Genomic DNA, 12598 nt, shown 5'->3' on the forward strand with positions numbered 1-12598 from the left:
TTCCATAAGAAACGCCCACGGGAAATCGGCGACATGAAATTAACGCTTATCGAAAGAAGTAAGTTAAACCCTGCACCCCGCTGGAGCCTGATAATATTACGCCACTCTCCTCCTTTAATATACAGCCCCCTGCAGACACGCCATGAATCTGGAATGCAGATCACTTTTAAGGTTTTCCTGCAACGCGCCTCGTTTGATCTTGCACAATGTAAACCCTTGCTCGTGTTATTTCTATACTCTTAAGAAAATATTTAATGAATTAACACGGTGGCTGTTAAATAAAAGCCTTGTTGTATTTACATTGCGTCCAGCGTGTTAACCAGGTGTAATAATTAATTCTAAAACGCTAATTCCATTTATTAATTGCTTGGCCTGACATTAACTTTATAAATAACGCTTTGATGTGGATCATGAAATAGCTTATTAATTATAAATTTTCCATCCTGCCGGAAACAGACGAATCATAAACTGGCTGGCGTTATTTTTAGGGCGACAGATATCGTGTGATTCATTCAGTAAAAAACCGCCTAAATGGCTCACGATTTCACTGGCCAAGCGGGTTGATTCATTTTCATTAAGACCTTGTAGATGCCCTGCGGCCACCGTCGTCGCGTTTTTCGCCTGCCTGGCCACACGCAGGGGAGCAAAGGCCACAAACTGCATAAAGGCGCTGAAAAAATCGGGATTCATCACCAGCACATTGACTCGGTGCTCTTCATTGCCCAGCGCAAAGAGAAAACGCGTCAGTGTTTGGCCGAGCTTCTTGCTCACGTTGTCGACATAGTGAAAAACGGTCGGCGCCAGTTCGATTCTGTTGAGCAACTCGCGAATAACCTTGCCCCGGCGAGTCAGGGTGCCGAGCGTCTCTTCTTCAAGTGTGGTCAGTGTGCGGCTGTTTTTGGAGAAAATGTTGATAGACGTCGTCCGTACCTCAAGCTGGCTAATGAGTTGAGTGATATCGGACATCTCTTCTTCCAGCGAACCTTTGAGTTTATGAACGAATGCGCGAAAGCAGCGGCTGTCGCGAGTAATAAAGTAGTTAAAGGCGCGTTCGGAACCCGCAAGGATCTCGCCGCGTTTAACCGGGCTGTCGGGCCGCGAAGAAGAGAGAAAATGCTCACCGTCGCGAAAATAGATTTCGACGGAGCCGAGTTTTTTCCCGCCATGACCATGCGCCGTTTCGTGGATTGCAGTGTTGAACAGGTTCTCGCCTGTATTGAAGGCATTGACGCCAAAATAAATTTTAGCATCGCCATCGGCGGCGAAACCAAACAGGTTACTGTCGAAAATCAGGGCCTCTTTTTGAAAGGCGTTGCCGAGAGAAAGAGGAATGGCCTTACGGCTTACCTCTTCAAAGGGCACAATATTTTTATCATTTAATCGCAAAGCCGCCTTGGAGACTTTGTTGAATTTTTTCAAAATATAATCTTTCGTGGACTGGGAAAGCCTGGTGGGATCAATATGTGAAAACTGAAAAAAATCATTCCAGAAGGAGGAGGCGCGCGCGCTGAACTTCTGCGCAATCAGGTTGACCTGCTTTACCGCGTCGCTGACAAAAGCACTTTGTACCGGATATTTGTTCTTGAAGTGCCGAGTTGAAGCCAACCCATAGCTTTTACCGAACCACTGCTCTTCGGGGCTGTAAAACAGCTTTTCTTCATGGTTTTTAAAAGTGAGAAACGGTGTGGATTTTAGCAGCGAGGTCGATTTACGCCCTTTCGCAACCTGCCCTTTCCAGAGCGCGTCGGCAATATTTTTCTCCGCCCGTTTATATTTTTTCCAGTAGTCGGATTTCAGACTGAAATAGTCGTGGTATTGCTCGGCGGATGCCTTTGTTTTCGCCTGTGACAGCGCATCGGCAATTTCTGCCATCTCGTTAGCCAGACTGGATTCTGCCGACTTGCCCTCATTGCGAAACCGGTAGGAGGCTTCTCGCCACAAGGTGGCAATATCGGTCAGCGCCTGTGACGTAAGCCCTCCGAAATTGTCGTGAAAACGCCCGACATCCAGCGTAGACAACAGGTTCAGGCGATCCTTGACGTATTCGAAATCATATTTTACCGCGTCAATGATGCCTCTTTCTTCGCAGTAATGGTTCACCATGCCCAGCTTGACGGGATCCTGCTCCAGACGGTCGAGTCGCTGCAATGCAGTCATGACATCCCAGGACGCCGGAACTCTGTTCATATAGTCCAGTTTGGCTTTGTGCAATGTGGTGAGGTCTTCAAGACGTTGCGCTTTCTCTGTCGATAAAGAGGCGGCCGGAGAGTGCCCGTGCGAACACCCTGCAACGCCGGAATCTATCGCACGCAGTGTGCGGCAGGGAAAATTCCCGCCTTCGTTTCCCTCGTCAGGCAGGGGAACAAAATCGCCACGTTCATCGGGACCCAGCCGATAATGCAGCCCCGCGCTGTCTTTTAACGCGATCACGACCTGATTGGCGTGATGGTAATTGGCCAGCGCAACACCGTTGACACGCAGATTATTTCCGGCAGGAGGCGAAATACGCGCCAGAATAATATCGCCAGGAAACAGCGGAGGATGATTACGGTACTGGCGCACCGCATGCTCGACGGCGAGTTCGCTACTTGTCAGTTTACTGAGATAGTTGTCGACAATATGAAGCTGCCCCTGACTGTCGAACACGGTATCCAGATGCAAGTCTACGGGCGCATTTTCAGCCACGACTTTTAATACGCCGTGATCTGCCGCCTTAAGCATCCGTAAATACACCTCGCCATGCTCCAGAAAAAGTGGGTCGGCTTCATTTTTACCGTATACATTTGGCCGGTCTTTTAAAGGCGCATAGCCGGGATACAAGGTTTCAAATTCTGAGAGTGTAAAGCCATAGCCTTCGAGACGTTGAAGCTGCACCTCTTCCAATACCGATTGATAATACTGGCTGAAATAAGTGGGTTCGGTGGTGAAACGTTCAAATTTCAGGGCAATGTTGGCGTTTATTATCGACTCACCCCGATGCTCATGTTCATAGCGGGCCGATTTGCGCATAAAACGTTGACTCTGCTTATCATAGGCATACATTTTTTGCCGTCCATCAACGCTAAACACTATCGTCAGACTTGCGTCGGGGGAATTATAAAGCGTCCCGAAATAGCGGTGATTTTCGGGCAGGTTATTCAAGGCAATAACCTCAAGAAACTGCGGCTTACGTTTGGCCGCTTTATCGATATAGCGGCTAAAGACAGAATGATGCTTAAGTTCATCGAGAGGAATCACCTTGTCTGTTTTTGCCGCTTTGCCAGACGCTGCTTCTGCGCCGTGTTTCCCTCCTGCTGACGCGAATAGCTTCCTGATAAATCCGTTACGAATATTCCCAATGGCTTTTACCATGTCCTTGAACGCGGTTGTGCTGCCCAAATTAACAAAGTCAGCGGCACAGCCAAGACTGTTGAGGCCGAGATCAACGGAAGTTTCTTTGCCTGCGTTCGAGGTGAGATTGGCATGCGCAGCCAATTTCGTCGGTTCGGTAACGTCGATAGCCGCCCAAATACAGCTGGAAAAAGGAATAAACGAGGCCAGACTGATAATGACTTCTTTTAGCTGGGAGAAATGATGCGGAGTCAGGTTTTGGTCTGGCGCCGTGAAGGCCTCACTGAGTTTCCCGCCTGCCGCCTTGATGCCTTTGAGATCACCGACGGTAAAATTGGCCACGTGGCTTATCCAGATATCCTCGGCGCTCTGCTCGGTATGTAAAGTCTGGCTTTCGGTCAGGGTGAAATTTGAATGTGCTCTTTCCTTGCTGGCATCATTCATCGAAGTAAAAATATTCATGAAATAATTTTGCTGCTGCATGACCATTTGCTGCGGAGAATGGGCGGTATAGACAGCGTGCGGAATACGAATAATGCCGGGGCTAATCAGATAGGTGCTGATAATAGACGGACTTAGCAGATACGCCTGCGTAATAATATCGTCGGCATTCTGTATGGTTAACAGCGAACCTACGATAATAGGCTTATTCCCCTCCCCGACGCCCCGGTTGAGTTTGAGCTTGCTTATTTTAACGGTGCTATCGACTTCGTTAATGGCAATTTCTATATTTTTTCTTTCGACTCGCGACAGGGATAATAAATTGTAGAGACAGTATTCAATGACACGATCGTTCAGCTTCTGCGTAATCTCGTCGAGTTTTTCCGCACTGTAGTTTTCACGAGTGAGTAAATTGACGTCATCGCTAAACTCCGAAAAAGCATTCACCAGCTCATAGGATTTAGTATAGGAACTCACTAAATCGGACATCAGCAGAATATAACCCAGTACGGTCGGTTTGAAACTGGACGTGATGGTATCTTCAATCTCATCAGGGTAGTTTTCAAAATACTTTAGAAACAAGGGCGTCGTCAGCGCGGGCCAATGTTCTGGCGTAACATCCAGCAGGGTACGGATGGCAATATATTGCAGCAGTTGGGGTTGCTGATAAATAGAACTTTTCAGGCCAAAGGTTGTGGCACAGGCCGCGCCATAATTAAGCAGAAAGCCTTCGGGAGAAAAAATACGAAAATTTTCAAAGATATCGACCTGGTTATTTCGTATACCTTGCACCCCGTTATGAGCGGCAAAATCGACCATTGGAAAACTTGCTTGCAAGGTGCTGTTAAATAGATGTTTGAGGGCGAAAAGCTGTATCGAAGTGAGTTGCCGGAATGCCGTGTCGTTGGGAATAACACCGGCGTGAAGGTCGTCAAATTTCTGGAGTTCACGCCGTTGTAATATCTTGAGGTGACTGATTTTGGTTTCACGTGTCAGGCTTAAATTGAAAGCTATAATCGCGCGATGTATCAACTCCTGGTCCAGCGCATTTAATGCTGTAACGAATAAGGCCCCCAGCCATTGCTGGATATTGAATAACGCTCTTATACGGGACAGCAATTGGTGTCTGGAATATTCAAAAAGAGGCTCGTTGAGTAACGTCTTCAGCAAAATCTCGACTTCGTAAGGGTCAAGTTCGAAGGTCAGCCTGTTATCGACAGTCTCTATCTTGAACATTTTCAAATAGGCATCAAGCACGCTTTGGCTATCAATTTTTTGATGTCCAACCCACAGCGCGTTCAGCCCCAACAAGCGAATATTTTCCGTCTTGTTGGCGAGCAAATAATATTCCATTATCTGTTCGCCGAGATCAAGGGTGGTGATATCCCAGATATCCATCGCGGTTCCATTCTCTTGCGTGTCATCTTCCAACGGGTTATTTCCGGTCACAGGGCCTGTACCTGTCGTCTTGGAAGAAGATAGCTGGCAGGGCGTGGTGACATTGATGTGGCGCGAAGCGGCGAGCGGCAAGGTGTAAAGACTGTCTTGATCATAGGTTATCGGAGGAATGGCATCGGAACGGGGAATATTTTTATCCGTGCGCTGGCGGTTAAAACCAAAGCCCTTATTCTTCCCCGCCATGTAGTAGTTTCTTTTGGAGCGAATAATGCCCCGGGCATAATTCGGCATTTTTCTTGATACACGGGGCGTTGCGACAGCTTTACTCGTAATATTGTTGCTCCGATGACCCGGTGTTTTGCATCGCGCCACATTAGTGAGGTCAGAGCGCTGCGCGGCGGTTCTCGGCGCGGAGGGGTTATTGCCTGCGGGAAGCATAATAGGGCGATTTTTTCTGCCCGGTTGCGAAGAAAGAGTATGACTGCGCCGGGTTACCCCACTGGCGACCTGCGCAATCAGCATGATGGCCGCCATACAGGAAACGGCTTGGGTGGGTCGAAGCGTCACGCGTTGCGGCGCGCGCTTTCCTCCCTGCATGGACGGGTTATTTTTGACCTTCGCAATCTTTTCATTGAGCCAATGCTGTTGGCGTTGACGCGCACTCTTGAAGTTTAACTGACGGGCCTGAATACCTATTGCGATGGAATCGGATGACGTTATTTTGCTCATTTTGCGCGCCTCAACTGTGGCAAAGCGTTTCAGGCATCATCCCGTAAACAGGGCGTTATCAGGTCAGGATTGCCGGAAATAGAGGAGAGAAGGCGTTAGATTATCCGCTAAGTTTTCGAGACATTATCTGTTATCGCCCATTTTCATCCAGCAGAAGCCAGTGAGAAGAATTTTCCCGCGCGCGCTCGCAAAATGGCAAAAAAATGCCGCCAAAAAGGCGGCATAGCAGGTTTGAATGCCCGAAGGCGCTAAACTTACTGTGGCAGAACGGATTTCACCGCGTTGCCGATTTCAGCCAGGCTGCGCACGGTTTTCACGCCGGCCGCTTCCAGTGCCGCGAATTTATCGTCTGCGGTTCCTTTACCCCCGGCAATGATGGCGCCTGCGTGGCCCATACGTTTGCCTTTCGGCGCGGTGACGCCGGCAATGTAGCCTACAACCGGCTTGGTCACGTGCTCTTTGATATAAGCGGCTGCTTCTTCTTCCGCGTTACCGCCGATTTCGCCAATCATCACGATCACTTCGGTCTGTGGATCTTCCTGGAAAAGTTTCAGGATATCGATGAAGTTAGAGCCAGGAATCGGGTCGCCGCCGATACCAACACAGCTTGACTGACCAAAGCCGTAATCGGTGGTCTGCTTGACGGCTTCATAGGTCAGGGTGCCTGAACGGGAAACGATGCCCACTTTGCCCGGCTTGTGAATATGGCCTGGCATGATACCGATCTTGCACTCGCCCGGCGTGATAACGCCCGGACAGTTTGGACCGATCATGCGCGCATCGCTTTGATCCAGTTTCATTTTCACGACCAGCATATCCAGAGTAGGAATACCTTCTGTGATACAGATAATCAGCTTGATGCCTGCGTCGATCGCTTCAAGAATGGAGTCTTTGCAGAATGGTGCTGGAACGTAGATAACAGACGCGGTCGCGCCCGTGGTTTCTACGGCTTCGCGCACGGTGTTGAACACCGGCAAACCAAGATGCTGAGTGCCGCCTTTGCCTGGCGTTACGCCGCCAACCATTTGGGTGCCGTAGGCAATCGCCTGCTCGGAGTGGAAAGTCCCCTGGCTACCGGTAAAACCCTGGCAGATAACTTTGGTGTTCTTATTGATTAAAATCGACATTATTTACCCTCCACTGCAGCAACAACTTGCTCGGCACCGTTGGTCAGGCTGGTTGCTGCAATGATGTTCAAGCCGCTGTCTGCCAGTTTTTTGGCACCCAGTTCTGCGTTGTTCCCTTCAAGACGTACCACAACTGGTACGCTGACGCCCACTTCAGCCACTGCGCCGATGATGCCGTCGGCAATCAGGTCACAGCGTACAATTCCGCCGAAGATGTTGACGAATACGGCTTTCACCTTGTCGTCGGACAGGATGATTTTAAAGGCTTCGGTCACGCGCTCTTTGGTAGCACCGCCGCCGACGTCGAGGAAGTTGGCCGGTTCGCCGCCGTGCAGTTTAACGATGTCCATGGTACCCATCGCCAGACCCGCGCCGTTCACCATGCAGCCGATGTTGCCGTCGAGAGCAACGTAGTTCAGTTCCCACTGCGCAGCCTGAGATTCACGGGCATCTTCCTGGCTGTGGTCGCGCATTTCGCGCAGTTCAGGTTGACGGAACAGGGCATTGCCATCGGCACCCAGTTTGCCATCGAGGCAGATAAGATCGCCTTCCTTGGTCACAACCAGCGGGTTGATTTCGATAAGCGCAAGGTCGCGTTCAAGGAAGATGTTGGCAAGCCCCATGAAGATCTTGGTGAACTGGGCAACCTGCTTGCCGCTCAGACCCAGTTTGAATGCCAGCTCGCGGCCCTGATAAGGCTGTGGCCCGGTCAGTGGATCGAGCGCAACCTTGTGGATTAAATGTGGCGTCTCTTCTGCCACTTTCTCGATTTCCACGCCGCCTTCGGTAGAAGCCATAAAGACCACGCGACGCGAGCTGCGGTCTACCACGGCACCGAGGTAGAGTTCTTTATCAATGTCAGTCGCGGCTTCAACCAGAATCTGGTTAACCGGCTGGCCCTGTGCGTCAGTCTGATAGGTCACCAGACGTTTACCCAGCCAGTGTTCAGCAAAGGCACGGATGTCTTCTTTACTGTTGACCACTTTCACGCCGCCCGCTTTACCGCGACCGCCTGCGTGAACCTGGCATTTTACTACCCACGGACCGGCACCGATTTTCGATGCAGCCTCTTCCGCTTCACGCGGGGTGGAACAAGCAAAACCTGAAGGTGCAGGAAGGCCATAGCGCAGAAACAGCTGTTTCGCCTGGTACTCGTGTAGATTCATGATGTTCTATCCATTGATTTCAGAAGTTTGCAGAGCAGACATTCCTGCCCTGCACTTGTTGTAAACACGCCTTACCGTTTGCAACCGTCGAGAACCAGACGTCCAGCAGCAGACGCGTTGGATCTTCCAACAGTTCTTTAATGGTTACCAGGAAGCCCACTGACTCACGGCCATCAATCAGACGGTGATCGTAAGACAGCGCCAGATACATCATTGGCTGAATGACAACCTGACCATTGACGGCCATCGGGCGGTCTTTAATGGCGTGCATGCCAAGAATCGCACTCTGCGGTGGATTAATGATTGGCGTAGACATGAGAGAGCCGAACACCCCACCGTTGGTCACGGTAAAGTTGCCGCCGGTCATTTCCTGAACGGTCAGTTTGCCGTCACGGCCTTTGATTGCCAGCTCTTTGATTTTCTTCTCAATGTCTGCCATGCCCAGCGTATCGACATCTTGCAGAACTGGCGTAACCAGTCCACGAGGTGTAGATACGGCAATGCTCACATCGAAATAGTTGTGGTAAACCACGTCATCGCCATCGATGGAGGCGTTGACTTCAGGGAAGCGTTTAAGGGCTTCAACCACGGCTTTCAGATAGAAAGACATAAAGCCCAGACGCACGCCGTGGCGCTTCTCGAAGGATTCGCCGTACTGCTTGCGCAGATCCATAATCGGCTTCATGTTGATTTCGTTGAACGTGGTCAACATGGCGGTGCTGTTTTTCGCTTCCAGCAGACGCTCGGCAACACGTTTACGCAGACGGCTCATCGGCACGCGTTTTTCGCTGCGGGAGGCCAGCGAAGGTGCCTGTGCCGTGGCTGGCTGAGCCTGAGTCGGCGCAGTGGCTGGCGCTGCTGCCGGTTTCTCGCTATTGCCGCCCTTGGCAATGTGCTGCTCGATATCTTCGCGGGTCAGACGACCGCCCACACCGCTGCCTTTGATGGCGCTGGCATCCAGAGAGTGCTCGGCTATCAGGCGGCGAATGGCCGGGCTGAGCGCGTCGTTGCTCTCGTCATCCAGTGCGGCAGTGTGACGATCCGCAGGCGTAGCTTCTTTGGCGGAGGTCTTTTCCTGACTAGGTTTGCCGGAGCTGTTGCCCGGACGCAGGCGAGCCAGAATCTGTTTGGAGAGCACGGTCGCGCCCTCTTCTTCCAGAATGCTGTCCAGAATACCGGCTTCACTTGCCGGCACTTCCAGCACGACTTTGTCGGTTTCGATTTCAACCAGCACTTCATCACGCTCAACGCTGTCACCCGGTTTTTTGTGCCAGGTAGCTACCGTCGCATCTGCAACGGATTCAGGTAGGTCAGGGACCAGAATATCTACGCTACTCATTAATCATTCCTTAAATTTATCCCTTTATTCTCGGGAAAATTATTGCAAAATTAGACAGTTATTGAACATTCAGCGCGTCGTTGACCAATTCTTGCTGCTGCTTCTGGTGAACTGACATATAGCCCACGGCAGGCGAGGCTGAAGCCGGACGTCCCGCGTAGCGCAAAGAGGCGCCGTAAGGCACGACTTCACGGAAATTATGCTGACTGCAATACCATGCGCCCTGGTTAAGCGGCTCTTCCTGACACCAGACAAAATCCTGTACGTGTGCATACTGCTCGATCACGCCCTGAACCGCCTTGTGCGGGAACGGATAAAGCTGCTCGATACGGATGATGGCGACATCGGTCTGCTCGTTTTTACGGCGCTGTTCAAGCAAGTCATAGTAGACCTTGCCGGAACACATCACGACGCGTTTGACCCCTTTTGGATCCAGCTCGTCGACTTCGCCAATCGCCGGCAGGAAGCTGCCGTTGGCCAGTTCGTCGAGCGAGGAGACCGCCAGCGGATGGCGCAGCAGCGATTTCGGCGACATGACAATCAACGGACGGCGCATACCGCGCAGCGCCTGACGACGGATCATGTGGTAAACCTGTGCAGGCGTTGAAGGCACGCAGACCTGCATGTTCTGCTCGGCGCAGAGTTGCAGATAACGTTCGAGACGCGCGGAGGAGTGCTCGGGACCTTGCCCTTCGTAGCCGTGCGGCAGCAGCATGACCAGACCACACATGCGGCCCCATTTCTGCTCACCGGAGCTGATGAACTGGTCGATAACCACCTGCGCACCGTTGGCGAAGTCACCAAACTGCGCTTCCCAGATGGTCAGCGTGCGCGGTTCGGCCGTGGCATAACCGTATTCAAAGGCCAGTACGGCTTCTTCCGACAGCACGGAGTCCCAGACGTTGAACACGCCCTGACTGTTGTGGATGTTGGAAAGCGGCACATAGACGGAACCGTTTTTCTGGTTGTGGATAACCGCGTGGCGGTGGAAGAAGGTGCCGCGACCGGTATCTTCACCGGACAGACGGATTGGAATGCCTTCGTCAACCAGCGTGGCGTAAGCGAGGTTTTCCGCGCCGCCCCAGTCAAACATCTTCTTGCCTTCGGCCATGTCGGCGCGGTCGGCATAGATTTTGGCGACGCGAGACTGCATTTCGATGGCATCTGGCACACTGCTGACACGACGCGCCAGCTCTTGCAGGCGTTTCGGCTCGACGGTTGCCGGATAGGCTTCGTCCCACTCGTGGTTCAGATAAGGTGACCACGTGAAGGTATGCATGTCGTTCGGACGCCACTCTTCCACCACGCACTCGCCTGCGTCCAGCGCATCGCGGTACAGATTCACCATTTCGGTGGCATCTTCCAGGCTGGCAACGCCCTGTTCGGTCAGGATGTCGGCATAGAGTTTGCGCGGCGTAGGGTGTTTCTTGATTTTCTGGTACATCAGCGGCTGGGTTGCACTTGGCTCATCGGCCTCGTTGTGCCCATGACGGCGATAGCAGACCAGATCGATCATGACGTCGCGTTTGAAGGTGTTGCGGAAATCCAGCGCCAGTCGGGTGACGAAAGCCACGGCTTCGGGGTCATCGGCATTGACGTGGAAAATCGGCGCCTGCACCATCTTGGCGATGTCGGTACAGTATTCGGTCGAACGCGCATCTTTCGGGTTGGAGGTGGTGAAGCCCACCTGGTTGTTGATGACGATACGCACCGTACCGCCAACTTCATAACCGCGAGCCAGCGACATGTTCAGGGTTTCCTGAACCACGCCCTGACCGGTGATCGCCGCATCACCATGAATGGTGATAGGCAGAACCATGTTGCTGCGGGCTTCGTCGAGGCGGTCACGACGGGCGCGTACCGAGCCGATGACTACCGGGCTGACGATTTCCAGGTGTGACGGGTTGAACGCCAGCGCCAGGTGGACCATGCCCCCTTCGGTTTCGACGTCCGATGAGTAACCCATGTGATATTTCACATCACCGGTACCCAGATGTTCTTTGTGTTTACCTGAGAATTCGTCAAACAGGTCTTGGGGTTTTTTACCCAGCACGTTGATGAGCACGTTCAGACGGCCGCGGTGCGCCATGCCCAGAACCACTTCACGCGTGCCGTTTTTACCGGCGTGGCGGATAAGGTCTTTGAGCATCGGCACGAGGGCATCGCCGCCTTCGAGGGAGAAGCGTTTTGCACCCGGGAATTTGGCACCGAGGTAGCGTTCAAGCCCTTCTGCCGCCGTCAACTCGTTCAGGAAGGTCTTTTTCTCCTGCTCGGTGAATTTCGGACGACCCACCACGGATTCGATACGCTGCTGGATCCAGCGCTTCTCGTCGGTGTTGGTGATGTGCATGTATTCAGCACCGATCGAGCCGCAGTAGGTCTGCTTCAGCGCGGCATAAAGCTCGCCCAGCTGCATGGTTTCCTTGCCGATGGCAAACGAACCTACATTGAAGGTTTCCTGAAAATCGGCTTCCGACAGGTTGTGATAGGCCGGATCCAGATCGGCCACGGTCTCCCCTTTCCACAATCCCAGTGGATCGAGGTTGGCATTCTGGTGACCACGGAAACGGAAGGCATTGATAAGCTGCAACACCTTGACCTGTTTCGCATCGGTTTGGGGATCGCTTATCGCGGAATTATAACGCGACGCGTCTTTCGCCAGACGGCGGAAGTAGTCACGGATTTGTGAATGGATTTGTTCCGATTTCCCTTCGTTCGAAGGTACACCGACTGTCGGTAGCTGATTGAAAATTGAACGCCAGCTATCGTCAACGGAACCAGGATCGGTTAGGTAGTCTTCATAGAGCTGCTCTATGTACGACTGGTTCGCGCCCGCCAGATAGGAGGAATCCAGCCAGGCCTTCATTGCGCCGTTCTGCATCGTGATCCCTTAAGCTTTAAAAGCTTTAGTTTTCGCCGTGGTTAATAAAATCACCGTGGAACCTTGATGTTATGTCAAACATCCGAGTAAGACGGTTTTCCATACAACAGTTCACCTGATTGACAGGGTAACGTCCTGTCGTCCCTTCAAGGAACCTCCAAAAGCCTGGGCAATTACGTGCCTGCCC

At 52.0% G+C, this 12598-nt stretch carries 4 protein-coding genes and 1 pseudogene; all 5 read right to left on the reverse strand.

Annotated features, from left to right (window positions below; translation table 11 throughout):
• Positions 1-423: 423 nt before the first annotated feature.
• The gene (locus tag O1V66_RS12110) at positions 424-5898 is read right to left on the reverse strand and encodes a hypothetical protein (RefSeq protein WP_269127553.1); all 5475 of its coding nucleotides are present in this window, start codon (positions 5896-5898) and stop codon (positions 424-426) included.
• Between the two features lie 254 nt (positions 5899-6152).
• Positions 6153-7025: a succinate--CoA ligase subunit alpha gene (sucD, locus tag O1V66_RS12115; RefSeq protein ID WP_045046203.1), complete on the reverse strand. Its 873-nt coding sequence runs from the start codon at positions 7023-7025 to the stop codon at positions 6153-6155.
• Entirely contained in the window at positions 7025-8191 is a 1167-nt protein-coding gene (gene sucC / locus O1V66_RS12120; protein WP_045046202.1) for an ADP-forming succinate--CoA ligase subunit beta, read from the reverse strand. The genes sucD and sucC overlap by 1 nt, the downstream gene beginning before the upstream one ends.
• Before the next feature lie 97 nt (positions 8192-8288).
• A pseudogene (gene odhB, locus O1V66_RS12125) lies at positions 8289-9530 on the reverse strand (2-oxoglutarate dehydrogenase complex dihydrolipoyllysine-residue succinyltransferase); the annotation flags it as partial.
• 58 nt (positions 9531-9588) lie between these two features.
• The gene (gene sucA / locus O1V66_RS12130; RefSeq protein ID WP_045046200.1) at positions 9589-12411 is read right to left on the reverse strand and encodes a 2-oxoglutarate dehydrogenase E1 component; all 2823 of its coding nucleotides are present in this window, start codon (positions 12409-12411) and stop codon (positions 9589-9591) included.
• Positions 12412-12598 lie beyond the last annotated feature (187 nt).

The organism is Rouxiella chamberiensis (assembly GCF_026967475.1).
GTDB classification, from domain to species: Bacteria; Pseudomonadota; Gammaproteobacteria; order Enterobacterales; family Enterobacteriaceae; genus Rouxiella; species Rouxiella chamberiensis.